This window comes from Bacteroidota bacterium (assembly GCA_018266835.1).
In the GTDB taxonomy this organism is placed as follows: domain Bacteria; phylum Bacteroidota; class Ignavibacteria; order Tepidaquicellales; family Tepidaquicellaceae; genus JAFDZO01.
On sequence record JAFDZP010000002.1, the window covers coordinates 1,273,061 to 1,298,778 of the forward strand.

The 25,718-nt window shown below is 35.1% G+C and carries 29 protein-coding genes; 17 read left to right on the top strand and 12 right to left on the bottom strand.

What is annotated here, in order from left to right:
- Positions 1–23: 23 nt before the first annotated feature.
- Entirely contained in the window at positions 24–539 is a 516-nt protein-coding gene (locus JST55_07325) for a hypothetical protein (GenBank protein ID MBS1493302.1), read from the bottom strand.
- A gap of 127 nt (positions 540–666) precedes the next feature.
- Here JST55_07325 and JST55_07330 point away from each other — a divergent pair, with 127 nt between their 5' ends.
- The 11 genes from JST55_07330 to JST55_07380 all read left to right on the top strand — a co-directional run bounded on the left by JST55_07330 (position 667) and on the right by JST55_07380 (position 11,629).
- Entirely contained in the window at positions 667–2,160 is a 1,494-nt protein-coding gene (locus JST55_07330) for an FAD-dependent oxidoreductase (protein ID MBS1493303.1), read from the top strand.
- 52 nt (positions 2,161–2,212) lie between these two features.
- Entirely contained in the window at positions 2,213–2,584 is a 372-nt protein-coding gene (locus tag JST55_07335; protein ID MBS1493304.1) for a hypothetical protein, read from the top strand.
- A gap of 98 nt (positions 2,585–2,682) precedes the next feature.
- Positions 2,683–3,510 carry a hypothetical protein gene (locus tag JST55_07340; GenBank protein MBS1493305.1) on the top strand — a complete coding sequence of 276 codons (828 nt, stop codon included), beginning with the start codon at positions 2,683–2,685 and terminating at the stop codon, positions 3,508–3,510.
- Positions 3,511–3,528: 18 nt separating this feature from the next.
- Positions 3,529–4,518 (top strand): hypothetical protein, encoded by a 990-nt coding sequence (locus JST55_07345; protein MBS1493306.1) that lies wholly within the window; start codon positions 3,529–3,531, stop codon positions 4,516–4,518.
- Between the two features lie 26 nt (positions 4,519–4,544).
- On the top strand, positions 4,545–4,886 hold the full coding sequence (locus JST55_07350) for a heavy-metal-associated domain-containing protein (GenBank protein ID MBS1493307.1): 342 nt from the start codon (positions 4,545–4,547) through the stop codon (positions 4,884–4,886).
- Positions 4,887–5,117: 231 nt separating this feature from the next.
- Positions 5,118–6,560: a DNA polymerase III subunit beta gene (dnaN, locus tag JST55_07355; protein MBS1493308.1), complete on the top strand. Its 1,443-nt coding sequence runs from the start codon at positions 5,118–5,120 to the stop codon at positions 6,558–6,560.
- Positions 6,557–7,747, top strand: coding sequence for a DNA replication/repair protein RecF (locus JST55_07360; protein MBS1493309.1), 1,191 nt, complete (start codon positions 6,557–6,559; stop codon positions 7,745–7,747). Before dnaN ends, JST55_07360 begins: the two co-directional genes overlap by 4 nt.
- Positions 7,747–8,070 (top strand): DUF721 domain-containing protein, encoded by a 324-nt coding sequence (locus JST55_07365; protein MBS1493310.1) that lies wholly within the window; start codon positions 7,747–7,749, stop codon positions 8,068–8,070. Before JST55_07360 ends, JST55_07365 begins: the two co-directional genes overlap by 1 nt.
- 33 nt (positions 8,071–8,103) lie before the next feature.
- A complete protein-coding gene (gene gyrB, locus JST55_07370; protein ID MBS1493311.1) occupies positions 8,104–10,080 on the top strand; it encodes a DNA topoisomerase (ATP-hydrolyzing) subunit B in 1,977 nt (658 codons plus the stop codon).
- A 79-nt stretch (positions 10,081–10,159) separates the two neighbouring features.
- Positions 10,160–10,999 carry an undecaprenyl-diphosphate phosphatase gene (locus tag JST55_07375; protein ID MBS1493312.1) on the top strand — a complete coding sequence of 280 codons (840 nt, stop codon included), beginning with the start codon at positions 10,160–10,162 and terminating at the stop codon, positions 10,997–10,999.
- Positions 11,000–11,134: 135 nt separating this feature from the next.
- On the top strand, positions 11,135–11,629 hold the full coding sequence (locus tag JST55_07380; GenBank protein MBS1493313.1) for a DUF255 domain-containing protein: 495 nt from the start codon (positions 11,135–11,137) through the stop codon (positions 11,627–11,629).
- Positions 11,630–11,686: 57 nt separating this feature from the next.
- Here JST55_07380 and coaD read toward each other — a convergent pair whose 3' ends face one another.
- From coaD to JST55_07410, 6 genes are all read right to left on the bottom strand, one after another.
- Positions 11,687–12,169, bottom strand: coding sequence for a pantetheine-phosphate adenylyltransferase (coaD, locus tag JST55_07385; protein MBS1493314.1), 483 nt, complete (start codon positions 12,167–12,169; stop codon positions 11,687–11,689).
- 25 nt (positions 12,170–12,194) lie between these two features.
- Entirely contained in the window at positions 12,195–12,734 is a 540-nt protein-coding gene (locus JST55_07390; protein MBS1493315.1) for an RsmD family RNA methyltransferase, read from the bottom strand.
- 12 nt (positions 12,735–12,746) lie between these two features.
- Positions 12,747–13,661: a pilus assembly protein PilM gene (pilM, locus tag JST55_07395; GenBank protein ID MBS1493316.1), complete on the bottom strand. Its 915-nt coding sequence runs from the start codon at positions 13,659–13,661 to the stop codon at positions 12,747–12,749.
- Between the two features lie 57 nt (positions 13,662–13,718).
- Positions 13,719–14,684 carry a pentapeptide repeat-containing protein gene (locus JST55_07400; protein ID MBS1493317.1) on the bottom strand — a complete coding sequence of 322 codons (966 nt, stop codon included), beginning with the start codon at positions 14,682–14,684 and terminating at the stop codon, positions 13,719–13,721.
- A gap of 74 nt (positions 14,685–14,758) precedes the next feature.
- The gene (locus JST55_07405) at positions 14,759–15,031 is read right to left on the bottom strand and encodes a helix-hairpin-helix domain-containing protein (GenBank protein ID MBS1493318.1); all 273 of its coding nucleotides are present in this window, start codon (positions 15,029–15,031) and stop codon (positions 14,759–14,761) included.
- A 392-nt stretch (positions 15,032–15,423) separates the two neighbouring features.
- Positions 15,424–16,554, bottom strand: a complete 1,131-nt coding sequence (locus tag JST55_07410; protein MBS1493319.1) for a hypothetical protein — start codon at positions 16,552–16,554, stop codon at positions 15,424–15,426.
- 171 nt (positions 16,555–16,725) lie between these two features.
- Between JST55_07410 and JST55_07415 the strand changes: the two genes are divergently transcribed.
- Entirely contained in the window at positions 16,726–19,353 is a 2,628-nt protein-coding gene (locus JST55_07415) for a T9SS type A sorting domain-containing protein (GenBank protein MBS1493320.1), read from the top strand.
- Positions 19,354–19,378: 25 nt separating this feature from the next.
- The gene (locus JST55_07420; protein ID MBS1493321.1) at positions 19,379–20,125 is read left to right on the top strand and encodes a TerC family protein; all 747 of its coding nucleotides are present in this window, start codon (positions 19,379–19,381) and stop codon (positions 20,123–20,125) included.
- Positions 20,126–20,186: 61 nt separating this feature from the next.
- Here JST55_07420 and JST55_07425 read toward each other — a convergent pair whose 3' ends face one another.
- From JST55_07425 to JST55_07445, 5 genes are all read right to left on the bottom strand, one after another.
- A complete protein-coding gene (locus JST55_07425; protein MBS1493322.1) occupies positions 20,187–20,948 on the bottom strand; it encodes an SDR family oxidoreductase in 762 nt (253 codons plus the stop codon).
- Between the two features lie 16 nt (positions 20,949–20,964).
- A complete protein-coding gene (locus tag JST55_07430; protein ID MBS1493323.1) occupies positions 20,965–21,354 on the bottom strand; it encodes a RidA family protein in 390 nt (129 codons plus the stop codon).
- A gap of 17 nt (positions 21,355–21,371) precedes the next feature.
- Positions 21,372–21,740, bottom strand: a complete 369-nt coding sequence (locus JST55_07435) for a GNAT family N-acetyltransferase (protein ID MBS1493324.1) — start codon at positions 21,738–21,740, stop codon at positions 21,372–21,374.
- 79 nt (positions 21,741–21,819) lie between these two features.
- Positions 21,820–23,016, bottom strand: a complete 1,197-nt coding sequence (locus JST55_07440) for a hypothetical protein (GenBank protein ID MBS1493325.1) — start codon at positions 23,014–23,016, stop codon at positions 21,820–21,822.
- Positions 23,017–23,034: 18 nt separating this feature from the next.
- The gene (locus JST55_07445) at positions 23,035–23,457 is read right to left on the bottom strand and encodes a YjbQ family protein (protein ID MBS1493326.1); all 423 of its coding nucleotides are present in this window, start codon (positions 23,455–23,457) and stop codon (positions 23,035–23,037) included.
- Between the two features lie 123 nt (positions 23,458–23,580).
- Here JST55_07445 and JST55_07450 point away from each other — a divergent pair, with 123 nt between their 5' ends.
- Genes JST55_07450 through JST55_07465 form a run of 4 tightly spaced genes read left to right on the top strand, consistent with a single transcriptional unit; the run spans position 23,581 to position 25,566 of the window.
- On the top strand, positions 23,581–24,192 hold the full coding sequence (locus JST55_07450) for a DUF2238 domain-containing protein (GenBank protein ID MBS1493327.1): 612 nt from the start codon (positions 23,581–23,583) through the stop codon (positions 24,190–24,192).
- Positions 24,193–24,206: 14 nt separating this feature from the next.
- Entirely contained in the window at positions 24,207–24,581 is a 375-nt protein-coding gene (locus JST55_07455) for a lactoylglutathione lyase (GenBank protein MBS1493328.1), read from the top strand.
- Between the two features lie 14 nt (positions 24,582–24,595).
- On the top strand, positions 24,596–25,075 hold the full coding sequence (locus JST55_07460; protein MBS1493329.1) for a GNAT family N-acetyltransferase: 480 nt from the start codon (positions 24,596–24,598) through the stop codon (positions 25,073–25,075).
- Positions 25,072–25,566, top strand: a complete 495-nt coding sequence (locus JST55_07465) for a GNAT family N-acetyltransferase (GenBank protein MBS1493330.1) — start codon at positions 25,072–25,074, stop codon at positions 25,564–25,566. Before JST55_07460 ends, JST55_07465 begins: the two co-directional genes overlap by 4 nt.
- Positions 25,567–25,718: the final 152 nt, after the last annotated feature.

Below are 25,718 nucleotides of genomic sequence, written 5' to 3' on the forward strand. Positions count from 1 at the left end.
TTTGTTTAAAAAAATATTAAAATTTATTTATCAGTTTTAGGTTCTTTCTTTTCAAATTTTTTCCAGACTTTTTTCGGTACAATCTTATCCATAAGATCAAACAGTTTATCTTCTTCCTTGGATGATAAGCTCGATTTTCGCATTGTTACAGTTCTTACCGGCTGGTCTAAATTCGGATTAGGATTACCGTAAGTAACAGTTATGCTATATTCGGGTCCGCCAATTTTCCCGTCACCTGAATTATTCGGAGAAACTCCATCATATATTCCAATTTTCTTGATAGCGTTTGTAAGCTTTTTATGATTTGTTTTGCTGATTGTAAATGACTCTACCTGAGGAGCCATTTTATCTATTCCCTGATGATAACTTACTGAAGCGCTTCTATCGTAGTTTACCGTAACTGCATACGTTTTTTGATATTGCGGTGATACAGGTCCGCTGAAGTAATTGTAAGTGATTGTGAACCACTGAGTGTCCTGCGCAAAAGAAACCTGCGAGGCCAGAAGAAAAACTGCTAATAATAAAAGAATTTTTTTCATATAAATTTGGTTATTTGAGTTATATCCAAAATAATTTAATTTTTTTACAATTAATATTTACAATTTCAACTTTTAAAAACTGACTTTGTTCCAATATTAATTAATTACTAACCCCAAAATCTAATTCTTGTCATTTACTTACGATTTTATCATTATTGGCGCAGGTCTCGGTGGATTGTCAACAGGACTACTTCTTCAGCAAAAAGGCGCAAAAGTTTTAATTCTTGAATCTCACACTGTAAGCGGCGGATGCGCTTCATACTTCAGACGAATATCAAAATCGGAGCCCATTGGAAATTTTAACTTCGATGTCGGCGCAACAACTCTGAGCGGATTCCGGGAAGACCAGCCTTTATACAAATTTATTAAAGATACAGGAATCGAAGAAGAGGTCAGAAAAAATTTGCACAAGCAAAGTACAGGAATTGTAATTCATAATTTACTGAACGAAAAAATTTACCGATACGCAGATGAAAATTTATGGGTAAATGAATGTATTAATAAATTTGGTGATGTAGACGGTATGAAAAAATTCTGGCAATTAATTTTTAAGCTTGAAAGAAAAGCCTATAAGTTAATTCCTTCACTCAAGAATTTTCCGCCGACAAATTTAATGGATTATTTATCTCTTCCTAAAAATCCGAAGAATTTAAATCTGCTTTATTATCTCACTCAAACAGTTGATGATGTATTAAAGAAATTTGGCTTAGATAAAAATCTGACATTCAAAAAATTTCTCAACGAGCAGCTTATGATAACTGCGCAGGCGCACACTGATAAAGTCCCGTTTTTACCTGCTTGTCTTGCATTGAATTATCCCGCCGAAACTTATTATATAAACGGCGGAATGTACTCATTTTCCAAAATTATGCAGGATAAGTTTACACAGTTAGGCGGAGAATTTTTTTTTAAAAACAGAGCAGAAAAAATTACAAAAGAAAACTCCTTTTATGAAGTTATTACTAATAAAGGAAAATACAGAGCAAAAAAAATTATTTCAAATGCTCCGATATGGAATAACGAAAATTTATTTGAAAATAAAGCTGCAAAAAAGTATTTTAACATTCTTTCCGAAAAAAACTCAGAAGCTTGGGGAGCATTTACTTTGTACTTTGCAGTAGAAGACAACTTCAGTGATTACGGTTCGCTTTATCATCAGATACATTTCAAGAGCAGCATAGCAGCATCATGTTCTATTTTCGTTTCAATATCAAGAAACGGAGACGGGCAAAAAGCTCCTGCCGGGTGGAGAACGATTACCGTTTCAACGCATATATCAAATCCCGAAGAATGGAAGAATTACTCCGATGAAGTTTACGATGAGAAGAAAAAAATTCTGACTGAAGAAATAATGAAATCTATAGAAGAAAACTTTGATAACATCAAAAACTGCAAGAAAAAATATATTCTGTCAGGGAGTCCAAAGTCATTTGAGTTTTATACAAATAGAAAAAATGGTTATGTCGGCGGAATGCCCATTACAATTGAGCGCAATTTTTTCAGACAAATTCCGTCTAAAACTCCAATAGAAGATTTTTATTTAGTCGGAGATACAGTTTTTCCCGGACAAGGCGCTCCTGCTGTAATTTTAGGAGCAATGATGTTGAGTTCAAGAATATGATTTCATAAAATGGAATTGAAAACAAATATTAAAACTCGTAGGTTGTAATTCGATGAGAAGCAATCTTGCTAAAATATTCACCTGCTTCATGCTGGTAATTTTCTTCCTTAATACAAATTATGTGATGCTGTATTACGGAGTGTTCAAACTGAACCAGTCTGATCTTGCTGCTACCGTCTGCGAGAAGAAAAAAGAAGGTTGTAATGCATGCTGCTACCTTAATAAAAAAATTGAGCAGGAAAGCGACGAATCAAAAGCGACAGCAGAGAATGTAAATATAAAACTTAAACTCTCCGAGTTTACAGTATATTATTTTTATTTACCCGAAACAAGCAATTCAACTTCAATACAATTTACAGATAAGTCTTTAAATCCTTCTGAGGGATTTTATTCCCTTCCCGGCAAACCTCCGCAATTCGCATAAATTAATATTGTCCCCGTTAAGATTCACAGGTGAAGTGTGTTCATTTCGCCCCTGGATTATTAACTTTTTTTAAAAACTAATAACTTGACAAATTTTTTATGCAAAAAACAAAATTTAATATTTTAGCAATATTTTTATTATTTATTTCTATTTCTTTTTTACAAGGATGCAAAGATGATACCGTTACAAACGCTCCCGGCGGACCGGATGTATCAGGTTTAATAAAACTGAATACTGTCAGCGCAATTGGCGCAAGAGCAAACGTAACATTATACTTAGAGGATTCTTTACATACAGGTTACAATAAAGTTTACGCCGTACTTTATGATTCACTTACAAATGTTCTTATTGAAGATGCGCATGTAATACCGATGCTAACAGACCATGCAACTGCAGGCCCTGTAGAGGAAGCCCCTAAAACTGCAGTAAACGGAAAGTTCCCGTTTGCATTAGTTTTTCTTTCGCCGCAGGCATTGGATAATGTAATGCACTGGAATATAAAAATCGGAGTTCATAATCACGGTGCAACAGGTGAGCCATACGGAGTTGCTACATTTGGCGGACTTCATATAAAAGATAATGTCGGCAAATATCAGGAAAAAAGTTTGCCCGGCGGAACGACTCTTTATTTATCCTATATAAATCCTAAAACTCCAACAGCAGGATTAAACAACTTTGAATTTTTAATTAACAGCAGTTCAGATACAGTAAACTTTGCAACTGAAACATCTTATTCAATTGCCGTTAAACCTGTGCTGCTTTCAAACGGCACTGTAAGTTCATCAAATGTAAATCCTACCCCATCAGGTGACTTAGGTCATTATTTTGGCAGAGTAAATTTACCGACCGCAGGAACATGGAGAATAAATATGTACATGACTAAAACAGGCTATTCTGATTCAACTTACTTTGATGTCGGATTTTAAAATTTAGATTATACAAAAATGAAAAACATACTAACATCTCTGGCAATCATTATACTTATCTCATCATTTAATAATTCTAAAGCAGATGAAAAAGATAAATTTCTTTTAAAGAAGATAAAATCTCTCGGAGATATTCATAGCGTTCAAAACACAGAATGTGATCTCTGCGGATGTTATTTCGGAATTGAGCCTAACTATAGTTTAAACTCAGTTGGTTTAAGATATTCCTATTTTAAATTTGCGTCTGATCCCGTTGCTGTGGCTAATCCGAACGTTGACCACGAAACTTCTCCGACAGGCGATAATGAAATCTACTCGAAGATTGAGCTGGTTGCAAAGTATAATGTAAACCAGAAATTAAGACTAATCCTGACCGTTCCTTATAAACTCAATGATATTAACGGAAGCAGGATAAGAGACATTGGGGACGTTTTGCTTATGGGACAATATCTTGTGTACTCAACTGAGATGAGCTTAAAGAATGAGTCAAAGTACAGACAGAGAGTTTATCTCGGAGGTGGAGTGAAAGCCCCTACGGGAGCATTCAATAAACAGCTTGTTTACGGAGTAACTGAGCCGCACTTTCAGCCCGGAACGGGAGCATTTGATTTTCTTGTAAGCGGAACTTACTTTGGGAAGTATAAAGATTTCGGCTTTAACGCCGATGCTTCATACTCAATGGCAACTACCAATAAAAATGAATACAGATTTGCGAACAGATTAAATATGGCTGCCGCAATATTTTATCAGATTCCTGTAGGGGAAACAGGAGTACTTCCTCACACAGGAGTATATTACGAAAGCGCCGGAATGGATAAGCAGGGAGATTTGGAAGTTGATGACTCGGGCGGTAATGTTTTGTTTTTAACAGGGGGACTCGATATTTATTTTTCAAGTTTTGCATTTAATTTAGATTATCAATATCCCTTGAATAATAAATTAAATGGAGACCAGACTGAAAATAAATTCAGAGTAATAACAGGGCTTTCTTATTACTTTGGAATGTAACAATCAGTGTAAATTAAATTAAAGCGATGAAATCAAATAAAATTATTACATTAATGTTGTTATCAATTTTTTTGATAACAGGCTTGGGCAGCAAAACATATGCAGAAAATAAAATTATGACAGAAAACGAACAAACACTTTTGAAAGAAACAATAAAAGAAGTTCAATTCAGATGCAAAGGCATCGGCTGCTCGGGATGCACAAATACAATTACTGAAGCAGTAAAAAAACTTGAGGGTATAAAAGAAGTAACCTCTGATGTAAAAAGTAAAATAGTGAAAGTAAGTTTCGATTCAAAAATAGTTTCAGTAAAAGAAATTGAGAAAGCTATAAATGACTCCGGATATGAAACCGAAGTTGTAAATTAATTTATCAGAAATATTATAAAATTAAAGCCGTCAGAATAATATCTGACGGCTTTATTTTTTTATTTTACAGAATTTTTTACCTCTCCTAAAACTTTTCTTTCTCGCCTTCGCTTTATATATGTTTTTATGCAAGTTACAAAGGTTTTAAACCCTACTTACTTCATTGAAAATACTCGATAAATTAGTTATTTTTCCAATTATTTATCTCATAACACTTACCGTATACCATAAATGAAATTTACAGTCGCAGCAGACCAGTTCGTTAATTCATTAAATAAATTAAGTTCGATAGTTCCAACGAAATCTCCGCTTCCGATATTAGGAAATGTATTGTTAATACTCGAAGGAAATAATCTTGAAATGTTGGCTTCCGATCTCGAAACATTTATCAGAACAAAGACATCAGTAAAAGGAAAAGAAGACGGAAGAGTAACTGTTCCGTATAAAAAACTTTCAGACCTGTCTAAATCGCTTTCATCTAGCTTTTCAAATGTAAACTTAACTGAGAAGTTAAAAAAATCTGTTTACGATGATTTAAGAAATGAAGCAAAACTTACCGATGTATTTGCAGATAGATTCAAATATGATTCTTCAAGTGAATCATTGGTTTATGTTGGTGTACTGACTGCAATCGATAAGGAAAAGATTGATACGCTCATAGATGAAAATCAAAAGTTTATTGACTCTGACGAAAACTTAAAACACTTAGGCGACTCAAACGCAAAGCTTAAAGAAGTTGTAGAATTACTTTATAAAAAATCCGAATCATTCCTTGCGAAGAAAACTCTTGAAATCACAGTTGACGGAAAGAGCAGAATGACTTTAAAAACACAGAACAATAAAAAATATAATTTATCGGGTGAGCCGGCAGATGACTTCCCGCTCCCTGAAGAAAATAATCATTTGAGTTCGCTGAAAATAAACAGCGGAGTATTAAAAAGATTAATAGGAAAAGTTTTCCATGCAGCTAATAAAGACGAGATAAGAAGAAATATGTCAGGCGTATTGCTTGAAGCAAAAGAAGAGGAAATCCGTTCTGTAGCAACTGACGGATACAGACTTGCAAAGCTGATTTACAAAACGACTCATAAAGGAATTGCAGACAGCAAAATTGTTATTCCTGTAAAGACCTGTAATTTAATTCAAAGATTAAGCAGTGAAGCCGGAACAGTAGAAATTCAGTTCGATGAAAATGATTTAAGAATATTCTTCCCGGATGCGGAAATATATTCAAAATTAATTGATGAGACATTCCCGAATTACGAATCAGTTATCCCTAATGACGGTAACAAGACTTTAAGAATAGTAAAGAAAGAATTACAGGACTCATTGCACAGAGCATTGATCTGCGCAGATGTGATTACCAAAAGAGTTAAGATGGAGATTAAAAATAATTCAGTTACAATTACATCTGAAAATCCTGAAACAGGAACAGAAGCAGAAGAAACTCTGCCGTGTAATTTTACAGCTATGAGCGGAGATGCTGACTTTGATGCAACACCATTTACAACTGCTTTCAATACAGGATTTTTACTCGACGCAGTAAATCAAATAGAGACGAATGAAATTATTTTTAAGATGAATCAGCCTTCGAAGGCATCGATTGCATACCCGACTGAGCAGCCTGATAACGAAGATTTTATAGAATTAATTATGCCTGTAAGAGTAAGTTGATTTTAAAAGAGATTACGCTGAATAATTTCAGGAATTACGAAGAGCAGAAAATTGATTTTAATGAGAAGTTCAATTTTATTTACGGAGAGAACGGACAGGGTAAGACAAACATACTTGAAGCCGTTTCCTTTACATGCTTAACAAAAAGTTTTCTCGGAGCGTCCGAATCAGATTGTTTACGGTTCGACTCCGAAGGTTTTTCAATAGAGAGCACATATACAAACGATAACGGCAACGATGAAAAGATTGGAGTTGCGTATGATAAGCCTTCGGCAAAGAAAGCGATACATTTAAATAAAAACAAAGTTAGCAGCTACTCTTCTGAAATATTCGGAAGAATTCCGGCTGTGTTTTTATCGCCGCAGGATCTGGAAATTACCTATGGCAATCCTTCCGAAAGAAGAAAATTTTTCGATATTCTGATTTCACAAACAAGTCCGCTGTATCTTAATAATCTTAAAGATATGGTGAAGCTTGTTAAACAGAAGAACGCTTTATTCAGAAGCTATCATCAGCATCAGAGAATTTCTTCGGGAGAGTTAAAGGATTTACTTCAAAGCTATAACGAAAAATTTATAGAGGTTTCCGGTGAGATAATTGTAAAACGCATTGAGTTTTTAAAAGAGTTCTTAAATTATTTCTCAAAGAATTTTTCTTATCTGATAAATAAAAATCAGACGCCTTATATAAGCTACGAATCGGATGCTATTGGAACAATCGGTATAGATGAATATGAAACTGTAACGAAAGAAACAATAAAGTCAGGATATGAAAAGCTTTCCGAAAAAAGATTTGATGATGAAATTGCGAGGGGTACGTCGTTATTCGGCCCGCAGAGAGATGATTACATTTTCAGCCTGCAAAAAACTGCAGGTACAAATTTTTTTGATTTAAAAAATCACGCATCGCAGGGAGAACATAAAACCTTCCTTGTTGCACTGAAGCTTTCAGAATATGATTTTTTAAAAGATAAGAAAGAAACGAATCCTGTGCTGCTTTTAGATGACGTTCTTTCAGAGCTTGATGAAAATAGAGTGTCGATGATAATTTCTCATCTGAAGGAATTCGGGCAGATTTTTTTGACAACGACTAATAAAGGATATGCAGAAAATCTCAGCAAGTTTTATAATCCTTCAGAGATGAAAATTTTCAAAGTTATAAACGGAAAAGTTTTTACCGATAATTAATGCTTCACAATATGTTTCAGGAAAAGAAAGATGGGCGATTAGGCAAGGTGATTAACCTTCGCAACGAGCTTGATGAGTTTATGGAGTACATCGGCTTAAGCGAAAAGATGCAGGAGATGAAAATCCTGAAGGTATGGAATGAATGTGTGGGAGATACAATTTCACAATTCTCAAAACCTGTAGACATAAAAAAGAATAAGCTGTATGTAAGTGTTGAAAACGCAGTATGGAGATATGAACTCTCCGCTCGCAAGGAAGAGATACTGAACAGAGTGAATGAAATTTTAAAAAACAAAAAAGTAAAAGATATTATTTTCGTATAAGAATTAATTAAGTTTTAAAAAAGAAAAATATAAATGGCAAAAGACAAACAGAAAAAAGAAGGCGATTATTCAGCCAGTGATATTCAGGTTCTGAAAGGAATGGAGCACGTCCGCAAGAGACCTGCTATGTATATCGGAGACGTTTCATCACGCGGTCTCCATCACTTAGTTTATGAAGTAGTGGATAACGCTATCGATGAAGCGCTTGCAGGATTTTGTGACAAGATTATTTTAACTATCGGTAAAGACGGAACAATTACAGTTGAAGATAACGGCCGCGGTATTCCAACAGATATGCATCCGACCGAAGGAAAGTCTGCACTTGAAGTTGTTATGACTCAGCTTAATGCCGGCGGTAAATTCAACCGCGATACTTACAAAGTTTCCGGCGGTCTTCACGGAGTAGGTGTTTCTGTAGTAAACGCTCTTAGTGAATGGCTTGAAGTTACAGTATACAGAGACGGGAAAATTTTCTATCAGAAATATAAAAGAGGCGAAGCTGTTGCCCCTGTAAAAGAAACCGGAAAAGTAAAAGAGAAGACAGGAACGAAAGTTACATTCTTAGCTGATAATGAAATATTCAAAGTAACGACTTTCAAATTTGAAACTCTTGAATCAAGATTAAGAGAGCTTGCTTACCTTAATAAAGATCTTACAATCATCATCAGAGATGAAAGAAGCGGCAAGGAAGAGGAGTTTAAATACAAAGGCGGTATAGTTGACTTCGTTAAATATTTGGATGAAGATGAAAAATCAATCACCAATAAACCGATTTACGTAAATGGTGACAGAGAAAATATTATTATGGAAGTTGCCTTCTCATACAATGAATCTTACAACGATAACATTTACACCTTCGTTAACAACATTAACACACATGAAGGCGGAACGCACTTAGAAGGATTCAAGGCAGCGTTAACACGAACTCTGAACAACTTTGCTTCAAAAAATAATTTAATTAAAAGCGATAAGATTACTTTAACAGGTGATGACTTCAGAGAAGGATTAACATGCGTAGTGAGTGTAAAAGTGCCTGAGCCGCAGTTTGAAGGTCAGACAAAAACGAAGCTCGGTAACAGTGAAGTAAAAGGTATAGTTCAGTCTTTAGTGGGTGAGCAGCTTGGAAATTTCTTAGAGGAGAATCCTGCCATTGGTAAACGCATCATTGAAAAATGTTTACGCGCTGCCGAAGCAAGAGAAGCTGCAAGAAAAGCAAGGGAGCTTACAAGAAGAAAAAATGCGCTTGATATAGGCGGACTTCCCGGTAAGCTTGCTGATTGTTCAATCAGCGACCCTGCTCAATGCGAAATATATCTTGTTGAGGGTGACTCTGCGGGCGGTTCTGCAAAGCAGGGAAGAGACAGAAGATTTCAGGCAATACTTCCATTAAAAGGAAAGATTCTAAATGTAGAGAAAGCAAGAATAAATAAAATTCTTGAGAACGAACAGATAAGAGATATTATAACAGCACTTGGAGCAGGTATAGGAAACTCAGACAGCTTCGATACAAATAAAGTGAGATACGGAAAAATTATTCTTATGTGCGACGCCGACATTGACGGTTCGCATATCAGAACACTGCTTCTCACATTTTTCTACAGACATATGAAAGAGGTAATTGATACAGGAATGTTATTTATTGCGCAGCCGCCTCTTTACAAAGTTAAAAAAGGCAAACAGGAATTCTACGCATACGATGACGCTGAAAGAGACAGCATATTGAAATCATTGAAAGTTGATAAGAGCGAAGTTTTAATTGAGACTGAAGAGACAAGCGGAACTGCAAGTCCTAAAGGCGTTGCAATCTCGCGCTTCAAAGGTCTTGGTGAAATGAATCCTGAGCAGCTTTGGGCAACAACAATGAATCCCGAAACAAGAACTATCTTACAGGTCAACAATGAAAACGCATCTGCAGCTGATAAAATGTTCAGAGTGCTGATGGGTGAAGAAGTTGAGCCCAGAAGAAGATTTATTGAAGAGAATGCCAAGTATGCAAATCTTGATGTGTAGTTTATAAAAATATTTTATCTTAATTTTTTTAGCAAAGGGATGGCAGTTGTCATCCCTTTAATTTTAATATAGAAAATTAATGGAAGGTATTATACACGCCATAGTATTAGGAATTATACAGGGACTTACAGAGTTTATCCCGGTAAGCAGTTCAGCCCACTTAAGGGTCATCCCTGCTTTACTCGGATGGAAAGATGAAGGAGCAGCGTTTACAGCCGTAATTCAAATCGGAACACTTATAGCTACATTCATTTATTTCAGACAGGATATTGCAAATCTGATTCAGGGTTTTTTCAGAGCTTTGAAAACAAAAAACTTTTTCGGCGATGCTGAGTCAAGAGTTTTTATGTTAATCATTCTCGGCACAATTCCAATTTCAGTTTTCGGATTAGTGTTCAAAAAATTTATTGTAGGTGATGCGCGCGGACTATATGTAGTTGCAAGTATGCTTATTATACTTGCCGTATTTCTTTTTATAGCTGAAAAAATCAGTTCGAAGAAAAAAGATATGCAGCACGTTACGGTGAAGGACGGAATCATCATAGGTTTTGCTCAGGCACTGGCGCTTATACCCGGAAGCTCACGAAGCGGTGTAACAATAACTGCGGGGTTATTCTGCGGACTTAAAAGAGAAACTGCAGCAAGATACTCGTTCTTACTAAGTATTCCCGCCATCACATTAAGCGGACTTTATGAACTGTATTCCGAAAGGGCAGAACTGTTGGCAGAAAATAAAATCAATTTAATAATTGCCACGGTTGTATCCGGAGTTGTCGGATATATGTCTATTGCATTTCTTATCAGTTACCTGAAAACAAAAACGAATTTTATCTTTATTGTTTACCGGATTGTTTTCGGTTTAATAATTTTATTCCTGCTTTCGCAGGGAATCATTTCGAATCTTCAAGGGGCTAAATAAAGCCCCTTTGTTTACCATTTTAAGCCCTTCTTCCCTTTATTTTCAAGAATAATTTACTATTTTTATTGTATTAAGAACATGAAACTTATTGCAAATTTCATTGTTTAATATCTAACCTGAACAGAAAGGGTAAATATGAAAAAAACATTTAGAATATCAGTTTTAGTTTCGTTTTTAACACTAGTGTTTCTTGTAGGCAATTCATTTGCTCAAATGTCTTTAGCTGATGGATTAGCTGCGGCAAAAAATTCAAATAAAAAAATTGTTTTATTTATAGGTTCATCTTCAGATGCATGGACTAAAAAAATGCAGAGTGAGGTATATACAAATGCAGCTGTTCAATCTGCTCTTGCTAACTTTGTTTATGTAAATCTTGATGCAGATAATAAAACACCTGTAACATATGACGGCAAGAGCATAACTATTGCCGACCTTGCAAAACATTTTAATACAACAGGATATCCGAGCCACGTATTTTTAAATCCGGACGGTAGCGTTATCAAGTTTAAATATAACGGCGAGGAAGTTATGAACTTTGCAGGATATGTGGAAGCAGCAGAGTTTCAAAAGATGCTTACGTTCTTCAGTTCAGATCAGTATAAGACAACTGACCTTAGTAAAGTATTGTAATAAAATTTTTATATAGTATTAAAGCAAAAAAGCGGGTTGAAGCCCGCTTTTTTTATGTCATTTATTTTTTTTAAACTTCTCTTTTAATTTCTTAAAAACATAATCCGGTACAAACTGTTTTACATCTGCATGATATGAGGCAAGCTCACGTACCAGAGATGAATTCAGAAAGCTGTATTTCTCACTTGGCATTAAAAAAATCGTGTTAACTTCGGGTACAAGTTTTCTGTTGGTAAGCGCTATCTGAAACTCGTAATCAAAATCAGAAATTGCGCGAAGACCTCTTATTATAACTGAAGCTTTTTTCTTCTTAGCGTAACTTACAAGCAAGCCGTCGAATACATCTACAGAAACATTTTTAAACTTCTTCGTAACATTTTTTATCATGTCCATTCTTTCATCTTTTGTGAACAGCGGCTTCTTGCTTGAGTTGACTGCAATTGTGATTATAACTTTATCGAACAGCTTGGAGGCTCTTTCAATAATATCAAGATGACCGTTTGTGACAGGGTCGAAAGTTCCGGGATATATAGCTGTAATTTTTTTCAAAATATTTTTAAGTGTATTAAACTTCCGAAGGTCTTCTGAAATCAAAGAAAGAAAAAAATGTAACACCAACTTCCTTTTGCCTGGTCATAAATGGTTTAAACTCATCTGCAACAACATAATTTCTTGAGTGTTCAAGAATAAAATATGTGCTTAGCTTTGATACTTTTTCTAACAGTTTGTTATAAAATATATAATCGTATGGCGGGTCAGCGAAAATTAAATCTATATCCATAGATTCGTCACGCAAAAACATTAATGCATCTCCTCTTATAATTTCCGTTGAATCTTCAAGTTTTAAAAGCCTTACATTTTCTTCTGCCAGCTTTACATCTTTATCAACAAATATTGCAAACTCAGCTCCGCGGGAAATACATTCGATTCCGAAACTTCCTGTGCCGCAGAACAAATCTGCAACCTTAGCATTTTCAAAATCAAAAAAATTATTTAAGATATTAAAGAGTGTTTCTCTGGCTCTGTCAGTTGTAGGTCTTATGCCTTCTTTTTTTCCGGGAGTTTTTAAGCTCCTGCTTCTGTATTCTCCAGCAATTATTCTCATAGCTTCTGTCCATTAATTCATTTTAGATGCAAGTCCGCAAAGAGGGGTGTATCTGTGTAGATTTCTATCGCCGGATTTTTCGGACAACAGTTCCCTTGAAAGCTTTACTTTAAAGAACGGGTCAACAACTGTGGTGGAAACATTTTTAAAAATTTCAGAAAATCTTTCGTCAATACTGCCGGAAAAATCTCCTCCATAAATAAAAATTTCTTTCAGATTTAAATCGGGAATTGTAATTAAAAGATTTTTTAAAGCATTTGCAAATCTTTCGTGATGTTCGTTATCGTCTTTATTTACATATTCGTAATACCTTATTTTGCCGTTTGAAACTACACTCATATCAATTCTGCCGGCTTTGTATCCTATAAGCAGCACATTCTTTCCAGCAATTTTATCTTTGTAGTTATCTGTAAGAATTTTTTCAGCTGCAAAGTGATCTATTTCAACAGTTTTTAGATTGAGCTTAAGCTCGCAGCACACCCTTCGGCAAAAATCTATTTTGAATTTATCTATGGCAATTAAAAGAGCATCATCGATGTTCTCGGTATATTTATGATTGTTGAGCTTAAGATATTTTATATTGAAATCGTTGTAAGTTTCAGGAAAGTAATTAGATATTTCCCACATGATTTGAGAATTTATTGTCTTCTCATCATCGTTATTATCTATGGGAATAATGTTTAGAAAAGCCTGGGCAGAGTCGAGTGTAACTCCCACTTTTTTTATTTTAGAAATATCTGTATTCAGTATTGAATGAATCATTTGTGATGTTTCACTCAATACTGTAGTATTATTTTTGTAATATGAAATATCTTTTCCGAAATCTACAATGGAAGAAACTTCTTCCATAAGAATAATTTCATTCAGATCGTTTACACCTATAGCTCTGATATATTCATCAGAGAAACTTAAAATCAGTTTTTCCAAGTTTTGTATTTATTCGATATTTATTTCATATGTCTTCCCAATTTTGACTAAAGACTCTTATGGCCAGCAAAGTGTCTGTGGATTGTAAATAATTCCGTTTGAAATCATACCTGTTTTATTTGAACCGCAAAGGTCTGCAAAGCTGATATCGGAATTGGTGAAATCAGCATAACTTAAATTACAATTGTTAAGATTTGCGTAAGTCAGGTTTGTCCCAATTACTGATGCCGAAGTCAAATCGGATTGATAAAAAACTGCGCTAATTAACGAAGAGCCTATCATATGAGCATTCCATAGATACGAATATCGAATATCTGCACTTCTTAATTTTGCCCCATCTAAGTTTGCGCTTGCTAAATTTGTATAGTTAAGATTTGCAAACTCCATATTTGCTTCACCAAAATATACTGAGCTTAAATTTAATTTAAGCAAATTTGCATGGCTCAAATTACACTTACCACAATCATAAGATGTAAAATATGTATTTAACTGGCTGGGTTCATAGTGTCCGTTTACGCGTACCTGAGCTGCTGTGTTGGGTCGGATAAATATTGTTTGATGCGGTGTATTGTTTGTATCATTATTCACTGTGGAGCGAATATGAAAATAATAGTCTCCGGCAGGAATTATCATAGTGACAACAGGAATTGCAGGTGAGAGTTCATAAATAAATTCTCCAAACTCAGCTCCATAAAGACTTACTGTAAATCTTGGATAATCCTGAATTCTTACTGTATGCTCTGCATTTTCTGTATATCTAATTGGTATTATATCTTCACCCAGAGTATATGTGTCCGGCAGTGTATCTAAGTTAGCGCCATTTGGTTCAAGATCTGTAATAATTACTCCACCGGGTTCAGCCCTCAAATTACCATTTCTTATAAAGTCTCTTTCTGAATAAGCCTGATACGTCGGTATATTTTCTGATTCTACATTGTTTTTACAGCCTGTGAAATTGGAGATACTTATAATTACAATTGCTATCAGAGCGGTAATTGATAACAAGGAGGTTAGGGTTTTCATTTTGTTGTTTTGTTTTTTAGTTTTTACTTTAATTTTTAATTCCCCGAATAAAATTTTAATGGTGAATAGATTATTTATTCTATTATTAAATACTCTTTTATTTTTTCAAATTTCTTTTCGCCTATTCCTTTAACATTCATAATTTCCTGAATTTTTTTAAATTTTCCTTTTTTGTTTCTGTACTCTATTATTTTTTCCGCCGTACTTTCGCCTATTCCAGGTAAGGAAATAAGCTCATCTGTTCCCGCAGTGTTTAAATTAATGCTTTTTTCCCTTAACTTTAATTCTTTTTTTGAAATCTTTGGTTCTTTTTCAATTGACTCCAGACTGTCCTGTTCCCGAAGCATTTCTTCAGAAAACTTTTTTTCGCTATCACCGGTTATGGTATCGTTTTTAATTGCATCGAATTGTTTTCTTCGTGCTTCCTCTGTCAGCTTTCTGAACTCATCGTCACTTTTTGAATAATCGTAACTAGTTTTATCTTGGGCAAAAAAATATTTATAATACTTTATACCGGCACCTACAATTAATACTGCGATAATCAGCAGAACAACGCGTGTTTCATTTTTTGTAAATCCTATATTACTGAAGAATGATTTCAACAAACCGGCTTAGAATACAAAATAACAAATATAGTTTTTTATTCTAAGCGATTTTTTCATGGCACACTTTAAACATAAGAATCAAATCTGTTTGGTATAACTCACATTTTTATGCATAAAGTTGAAAATTAATTAATTTATTCATGATAGATAAACGGTTTGTTATATTCTATATCCTTTATTTCCAGCTTTAACCATGTGAAGTCACCTTCTTTAAGTCCCCAGGTAACTTCACAGTTATTACCTATTCTTATTCCGTCAAATTCTTTGTACGAAGTATTGATAACACACCATTTTTCTTTTGAGTATTTACCGTCAAACTCTCCGTACCTCTCTGCTTCTATTTTTTTAACATCACCTTCATTGGTAAAAGTAAAAATGGCTGATTCCGTAATACCTGAATAAGTCATAGTTCCTTTTGCAGTATGCTCGTCAATCTCTTCCCATTTCAAATAATCACTAAAAACTGCTGATGGAAACCATAATGTTTCACTGTGGAATCGAATTAACGTTCCACGGTTTATTTCTTCTCCTTTAGAATCTCCTATTGTATACAGGCCCATCATTTTTATAAGCATATTACCATTGCCGCTTTCATATTTATCCATCCCAGTCATTATTAACGAAGGTGCCGCATTTACTTTTATTTTGTAAACAAATGCAGGTTCATTAACACGAAAATACTGAACAGCTTCTACATCCATCCAATTTCCATCCGGTTTTGCTCGCATTATAGCTTTTTGTTTAAGCCTTACCGAATTTACAAATGGTCTTCCAATAATCCCCGAGCGCTCCATAAACTTCTGAACTATCGGAGGCAGTACAGATACCATTTCTTTTGTTACAATTCTTTTATCTACATTGGTTAGTTTAGAAAACATCAACTCCACATTTTCATTTATCTTCTTATCAAAACTATAAATCCCGAACGCTGCAATTGCAGTAATAAAGATAATCGAATTTGCAATTGTACCTGCCTTTGCATCTTTCCAATAAATTATAATAAGAAGTTGAGAAATGATTATTGCAACAATTCCAATAACAGACCACCAATCTTTTCCAAAAGAAAATCCGGTCGCAGCTATTACAAATAATAGAGCTGTAATAAGCCATACAATTCCTAAAATTTTTGAAAGGGATTCCGAGACAGGAAAGAGAGTAACGCCGGTAAACTGACTGATTTTTTTAATATTCCATTGATTCACAAAGCCCATTAAATGAATCAAGCCGTGAATGAGAACAATAACAGCAAAGATTATCCGCACCATGATTTTTTATTAACTTTTATAAACCAAACAATTCTATCCTATATTCAAAAATACATTTTTATTTATTTGTAAAATATGATGCGTATCAATATTTAAATCAGTTAAATTGAGTTATTTTGAATTGTTTTTACTGCTCTGTACGGCTAATTTTCAAAACTATATCTCAATCTTATGCAAAGAACAAAAACTATTCTTATCACGCTTATTCTTGTATCAGGCATTATATTTTATGCAAAATACGCGCAAAAAAACATCACAGCAACTACTGATTCAAACTTAATTAATACAGAATCTGAAAAAGAAAATGAATCCGGACCTTCCGGCGCATACGAATCTATGCAGTTCATAAACCAGATGCGTTCATATCCGGATAATGATATTCCGCAGGATAAATTCTACAAAGCTTTTGAATACTCAAGAGACCATGTTCAGGATTTCAATAATGTACACGATGCTGCAACTTTCTGGCAATCAATGGGACCGAACAATATCGGCGGGCGCAGTCTCGCTCTTGCCGTCAACCCAATAGATACAAGCATTATTTACATAGGGTCTGCTTCAGGTGGTTTATGGAAATCAACTACGGGTGGTGTTGGCGCAGCAGCATGGGCTCAGATAAATACCGGATATCCTTCTTTAGCAGTAAGTACTATTGCAATCAATAATTCAAATCCAAATGAAATTTATATAGGAACAGGTGAAAACTATGGATATCAGTCTTCGACAAACGGACTTGATAACAGGTTAACAAGAGGTATGTATGGAATCGGAATTCTTAAAACCACTGACGGAGGCAGCACATGGACAAAATCTTTGGACTGGACCTACAACAGCCAGAGAGGTGTATGGAGAGTTCAATACAATCCCTTCAATTCAAATATTTTATACTCGGCAACAAGCGAAGGTGTTTATAAATATAACGGCTCCTCATGGGTAAAATCGCTCGATGTAAAAATGGTAATGGATTTAGAAGTAAATCCACTGGACTCAAATATCATTTACGCATCAGTTGGAAATCTTACAAACATTTCTCCATTGACTGATATAGGAATTTATAAAACAACAAATGCAGGTGCTAACTGGGTAAAACTTTCCGGTGGACTGCCTGCAACATGGACAGGTAAAGCAACCATTGAACTTTACAAAACTGACCCGACAATACTCACTGCAAGCATTGCTAACGATTTATCATATGTCGGCTTTTACAGAAGTACAAACTCAGGTGCAAACTGGACAGCATTAAGTACATCGGTTCCAATTGGAAATCAAGGATGGTACAACAACGGACAATTAATGAAGTCAGATAATTCTAATTCAATTTTGGTAGGAACACTTAATATAGAAAAGTCAACAAATGGTGGAACAAGCTTCACAACAAAATCTGACTGGTCTGCATGGAATACGGGTGCAGTGCCTCCCGGTCAACCGGAGGGTCCTTCAAATTTTGTTCATGCCGATGTTCACTATATAACTTCAAATCCTAAAGATGCAAATAAAGTTTATATTATTGCAGATGGAGGTTTATACCGTTCAAACGATTTTGGTGAAACATTTTACTCGTGTAATGGAGGATTTGTAACATCACAATTTTATAACAGCTTTTCGAATTCTTTTCAGGATTCCACTTGGTGTCTCGGCGGATTACAGGATAACAGAGCTGCATTTAGCCAGGGAACAACGGCCTGGTATAAAACATTTGTTGGGGACGGATTCTGGACTGCAGTAAATTCCACTAACGATAATATATGTTACGTTGAGTACAGCTATGGTGATATAAATAAATCCAATAACAGGGGACAAAGCTGGACAGATATAGCTCCACCCGGTACCGGGAACGCTGCAAACTACTGCTTCTCTGCTCCATACATTTCAGTAAAATCAAATCCGAGCATAATGTATGTCGGCGGTACTGGTGTATATAAATCAACAACAGGCGGAGGTAACTGGCAGGGACCATACGGCGCATCTGTATTCGGCGGCAACAGACTTTTATCTATGGCTGTATCATATACAAATCAGGATACACTTTATGTAGGTTCTGCCCCAAGTGTAACATCTGCAGGAGTTTTCCGAAGCTATAACGGAGGATTGAACTGGACTAACGTTACAGGCAACTTGCCAAACAGATTTGTGACTGACTTAACTGTAAACCCGAATAATTCAAAAGAAGTTATTGCTGTATTCGGCGGTTTCGGAACTCTCGCTCCGGGACATGTATTCCGCTCAATAAATAACGGCGATACATGGACAGATATTTCAGGAAATCTGCCTGATGTTCCACATGCTTCGGTTGTAATGGATCCTCTTTATACTCAAAACATTTATGTCGGAAATGATCTCGGAACTTACGTAACAACTAACGGCGGAACTAACTGGTATGAATTCAGAACAGGTATGCCTTATGCATTGGTGTTTGATTTATCAATTTCATATACAAACAGAAAGCTGCGCGCAGCAACATACGGCAACGGAATATGGCAGAGAGATTTAGTTCAAAATCCTGTAAGCGTTGGTAACTCAAATACAATTATTAAAGATTTTAAATTATACCAGAATTATCCGAATCCTTTTAATCCTTCAACAAAAATAAAATTTGATCTGAGTAAACCCGCATTTGTTGATATAAAAGTTTATGATTTAAAAGGCAGTGAAATAAAAAATATTTACAGCAGATACGAGGGGACAGGCAGCCATGAAACACAATTCGATGCATCTTCACTTACAAGCGGAGTTTATTTTTATTCGATATTTGTAAATGGAATCCGAACGGATTCAAAGAAAATGTTGTTAGTAAAGTAAATCTTTTATAATCTATAATTTTTTAATGGAATTTTTTTCGCTCTTTTCACAGACTGATACATACATCAGTTTAGTAACACTTACTTTTATGGAAATTATATTGGGCATTGATAATATAATTTTCATTTCAATTATTACAGGCAAGCTCCCTGAACACGAGCAGGGAAAGGCAAGACGTTTAGGTCTTTCACTCGCGCTTGTTTTCAGAATACTTTTATTACTCAGTATTTCATGGATTGCCGGGCTCGTTCATCCGTTATTTACAGTTTTCAATTTTGATGTTACGGGAAGAGGATTAATTTTAATTCTTGGCGGACTGTTTTTGATATACAAGAGCACTACCGAAATTCATGAAAAACTTGAAGGGAAAGAGGAAGAATCGAAAGATGTTGTTAAAAAAGGAATGTCTGCTTTACTGACACAGATAGTTTTACTTGACATAGTTTTTTCGTTTGACTCCGTTATTACTGCAGTAGGACTTGTAAAGCATGTATCAATAATGATTATAGCAATTATTTTATCAATGATTGTTATGCTTCTCTTTGCAAAAAGTGTAAGTGATTTCATACACAAGCATCCAACAATTAAAATGCTGGCGTTATCTTTTTTATTAATGATTGGATTGTTGTTATTCCTGGAAGGACTTCATATAGATGTACCGAAAGGATATGTTTACTTTGCCATGGCCTTCTCTTTCTTAGTTGAAATGCTTAACATAAAATTGAGAAAGAAAGTAGCACCGGTAGAACTGAAAGATAAATTTAAAGATTAAATTAAAATTGAATGCAGAATTGTGAAAAATACTTTTCATAATTCTGCATTCTAAAATATAACTAATAAAAAGCTCCTGCCATAAGCCCGCCGTCTGCGGCTATACACTGACCTGTAATAAATGATGCTTTTTTCATGCAAAGGAATGCAGCAAGTCCTGCAATTTCTTCGGGATTTCCAACCCTTTTCATAGGAGTCCAATCAATTATTTTAGCCCAACGCTTTTTATCACTCATAACTTCTTTTACCAATGGAGTTTTTATATACCACGGGGCAATTGCATTCACTCTTATTTTATCCGATGCCCATTCCACTGCTAAATACTTTGTCATTTGAATCATAGCAGCTTTAGTCATCGCATAGACAACACCTGAAGAAGTGCTTTCAAGTCCGCTGACCGAAGCAATGTTTACAACTGAACCATCTTTTGATTTTTTTAAATAAGAATGTAAATTTTTTGTAAGTTCAAATGCGGCTTTTAGATTTGTATTCATAATCTTATCGTATTCATCCGGAGTATACTCAGTTGATTTTTTTCTTATATTTGTCCCAACGTTGTTTACAAGAAAATCTAACTTCTTTGCACGTGTTTTTATTATATGGTAAATCTTTTCTCTTCCTTCTTCTGTGCTTACATCTGAAATTACACCGTGAAGATTACTCTCTTTATTTGCATTTATAATTTTCAAAACATCATTCTGCGTTCTTGCAACAAAAAAAACTTCTGCGCCAAGGGATAGAAACTCCTGAACTATGGCAAGCCCTATACCTTTACTACCGCCTGTAATCAGAGCAACTTTTCCGTCAAGATTCCAATTATTCATTATTCTTTATTAATTATTAATTAGAAATAACCGCGTCAGCTGATATTTCAACAAGCATATCGGGATGTACAAATCCGCTGACTTCAACCATTGTGTTTGCAGGTCTTATATCTTTAAAATATTCGCCCGTTGCTTTGCCGACTTCCATTCCCTGAGATATATCGGTGACATACATTGTCAGCCTCACCACATCTTTCAATGAAGAACCCGCCTGCTCAAGTACTTTTTCTATTTTTTTTATTATTTGCATTGTCTGCTTATATGCGTCTCCGGGAAACATTACATTACTGTTTTCATCCGTAGCAGTTGTTCCTGCAACAAAAATCATATTGCCTGCTTTTACTGCACGTGAGTATCCGAATTTCTCTTCCCAGATTGAACCCGAGGAAAATAGTTTTCTATCCATTTTATTTATTATAAAAATTATGAACGGTTAATTCTTGCAAAAGAAATTAATCCCATATCTTTGCAGTCTTCAAACCCCATTGCTTTATAAAAACCAACGGTCTCTTCTTTATTATCCGTAAGCAAAACAGTCTGGCGTACACTCTTAAAGTGCTCAATTGTTTTAGTTAAAAGCTTCGTGCCGATTTTTCTTCTCTTATATTTTTTCTTCACAAGTATATCCTGTATATAAGAAATAGTAACGCCGTCTCCGACAACTCTCATCATGCCTATAAGATGGTCACCGTCCCACGCAGTCAAAACGTAGTAAGAGTTTTTTACAGCCTGCGCTAAGTTTACAGAATCATGCGTGTAAGCCCCCCAACCCGCATCATCATACAACGACATTAGTTCGTCCGATGAAATATTTTTGTCTTCTTTATAAGTTATTGTACTCAGAAAATTATAATTAAAATTTTAAAATTGTTTAATTTCTTTTTACCGATTCATAAGTTTTATTGGCATCTACGTACTCTGTATATTTAGATTTCCAGTCAGCAAGAAATATTTTCTTTAAAGCCGCATTAACCTTCTTGTTATCTATTTCTAATGTTGCATTGCGTGAGCCGTAGAAATAACCGCGCTCCCAGTTAGCCGAGCTTACCCAGCTGATGTTATTATCAGCAATAAAGTATTTGCAATGCTCTACTCTGGCGTAAGAAATAAATCCGCTTGAGTGTTCCGGTATTGCAGAAAATTTTACTTCTATATTTGGGACTTTAGTTAGCTCCTGAATGACTTCCGTAGAGCCCTTTCTTATTGCCCAGTTGGAAAAAATAATTTTTATTTTCACACCGCGCTCTGCCGCATTTCTTAAAGCTTTATCTATTTCCGTAAATTCGTCTCTTGTATTATAAGAGTACATCTGAATATGCAGGCTGTATTTCACATTATTAATAATATTTACAAGTTCATCTCGTTCATTGCTGAATCCCTCCGGCACTTTTGCTATAGGAGAAAAGCAGGGAAACAGCGTCATGCTCCCGTAATTTTTTGTCTGTATTGAAAGTTCATTGTATGAATTCAGAATCTCATCGAACGAAATATTTTCTTTAATTGTATTTCTTCCGATATCAGAGTTGTTCCAGTCGTAATTAAAAATTGCTTCAAAGTTTTTTGCAAGCTTTCTGTTTTTTACTCTGATGCCAAGCTCATGAATGTGGTCAAGAGCGCGCCAGTCCATATTTGCGCTGCCTGTATATAAATCCCTTCCATCTGCAATCATATATTTTGCATGCATTATTCCGCCGCCTGAATTTTTAAAAGATATCTTTGCAATGGTAATGTTATTTATTCCGCTAAGTTCATCAGCAGATTTTTCAGAACCTGAATAGAAGCTAGAATCTATTAAAACTCTTACCTTTACTCCTCTTGACGCCGCATTTTTAATAGCATCAAGAACCGGCTCAAGCGCTTCACCTTTTTTATTGGCAATGTAGAACATTCCGATATCAAGCGTGCTCTTAGCATTGTTAATCATGTTTAACCAAACTTGCTGAGTGCGCGGAAGATGAGAACGTTCCATAGAAGTCTCTTTCGGAACACTTTCAACAATCTGAAAAAAAGTTGTCTGTCCGAAAGTAACTGAAGCAAGTAATAGAAATATTAATATAAGCTTTTTCATTTTTGTTTTATTGGTTTGTTACTCACCCCATAAAGTGATTACAATTTTTCTTCTTCCTCCGTGATTTCTATGCTCGCATAAATAAATTCCCTGCCAGGTGCCAAGGTTTAGTTCACCATGTGTTACAGGGATATTAAGTGAGCAGCCGAGCAAGGCTGACTTCAGATGCGCCGGCGTATCATCGCTGCCTTCATAATCGTGCTGATAATAAGGCATATCTTCAGGCACCATTTTATTAAAGTGAGATTCAAAATCCTTGCGTACAGTCGGGTCGGCGTTTTCATTTATTGTAAGTCCCGCTGATGTGTGCTGAATGAAAACATTACACATTCCAATTTTTATATCCCGGATTTCAGGGATACAGGAAAGTATTTTCATTGTGATTAAATGAAAGCCGCGTTTGTACTCTTTTAGGGTGATTTCTTTTTGGAAGAAGTGCATTTACTAAAATAACTAAAATGGATTTAATGGTATATGTAAATCAAATTTCTTTTTATAATTGTAAATCAGGAAAATTCAATATTGTTATCTTTTTTTCCTCTTACATTTCTATTAATTTACATTATGCCAACTCCAAGCAAAAAATTTTATGCTCCGCTTATAATTTTATTTTTCATCGGACTTATCTGGTCTGCCATAAATCCCAAAGAGTATTTTACCTGGTTCCTTGAAGTCTTTCCTGCAATAATCGGATTTATCATTCTCGCTCTTACTTATAAACGATTTACGTTTACAAAACTTGTTTATGTTTTTATTTTAATTCACTGCTGGATATTATTTATAGGCGGACATTATACTTATGCCGAAGTGCCTTTATTCAATTGGATACGAGATGTATTCCATCAGTCAAGAAATAATTACGATAAAGTTGGCCATTTCACACAGGGATTTGTCCCTGCATTAATCATCCGAGAGATATTCCTACGCAAAGAGATTATTAAAAAAGGCTGGAGAGCTTTTACAGTCGTTTGCATCTGCCTTGCCATCAGCGCATTCTATGAATTGATTGAGTGGTGGACCTCTCTCTTATCGGGCAGCGCAGGTGATGCATTCCTGGGCACGCAGGGAGATGTTTTCGATACACAAAGCGATATGTTCTTTGCTCTTATAGGAGCATCAACGGCATTGCTGTTATTCAGTAAGATTCAGGATAAGCAGATTAAAAGTTTAAGTTAATAATTTAAATTAGTATGGTTGAGTTTATATTATACGTTGCAAATCAGGAAAAGAGTAAAGAGTTTTATAAAACGTTATTGAATAAAGAACCATCACTTGATGTCCCGGGAATGACGGAATTTTTACTCGAGGAAAACTGCAAGCTGGGATTAATGCCAAATGATGGAATTGTAAAAATACTTGATAAGAAAATCAGGCATCCATCCGAAGGGGTTGGAATTCCCAGATGCGAGTTGTATCTATCTTTTGAAAATTCCGTAGAAGTTTTTCAAAGAGCTATTATTGCCGGTGCAAAAGAAATTTCTCCTATAGAAAACCGTAACTGGGGAGATACCGTCGGTTACTTATCCGATGCAGACGGACATATAATAGCAATAGTTCAGAAATAAAATTTACATTCATAATGGTTGAATACAGAAAAATATTACCATCCGATAATAAAGAACTTGCAGAAATAATAACTTCTATTATGAAGGAATTTAAAGAAGATCCCAAAGGTACAATTGTTGAAGACCCCACTTTACATACAATGTACGAAAATTATACAAAGGGTAATGGAGTATATTTTGTTGCGATTGAAAATGGAAATATACTCGGAGGCTCGGGTATAAATCAGCTCGACGGCACAAAAGAAAATGTGTGTGAACTGCAAAGAATGTTTTTGACACCTGAAGCCAGAGGTAAGGGAATTGGACAAAAATTAATGGATATGTGCATTCAGTCTGCAAAAGACTTGGGATATGAAAAAATCTATCTAGAAACACTTGATAATATGAGTGAAGCAAGGAAGCTGTACTTAAAATCAGGATTTAAATTTATTGATAGACCGCTTGGCAATACCGGGCACTGCGGATGTAATACATGGATGGAGAGAACATTATGAGAGAGATAAAAATAAGGAGAGCAGTTCCTGAGGACTTGAAAGAGCTCCGGCAATTATATATTGACACAGTAACGAATATAAACTCCAAAGATTATTCTGCGGATCAGATTCAAGCATGGATAAAACCATGGTATGAACCTGATACAGCAACTCGTGATGGTCGAACTTTTGCCGATAAAATTATTGAGCAGTATTTTATAGTCGCAGTAATTGATAATGTTATTGCAGGATTTGCATCGCTTGAAGATGACGGCTATCTGGATTTTATGTATGTGCATAAAGATTTTCAGAGAGCAGGAGTTGCCAAAACTTTGCTGACTGAACTTGAAAGATATGCCAAAGAAAAAAATATTGAAGAGCTTAACGCAATCGTGAGCCATACTGCAAAAGGATTTTTCGAAAAGCACGGCTGGATAAAAATAAGAGAGGAAGAGGTGGAAGTGAGAAGAGCAGTATTTATAGATAATATTATGATAAAGAAATTATCATAGGAAATAAAAACCTCCCCACTTCCAACGTACAACATAGCAGGGAGGCGTTTTATTGGGAAACAATGAATTTAGAGATTAACTAGCTCTATACCTTCTCTATATAGAGTAAGCTCCCAATATTAACGCAATTGCTATGCCTAAAACTAAATTTA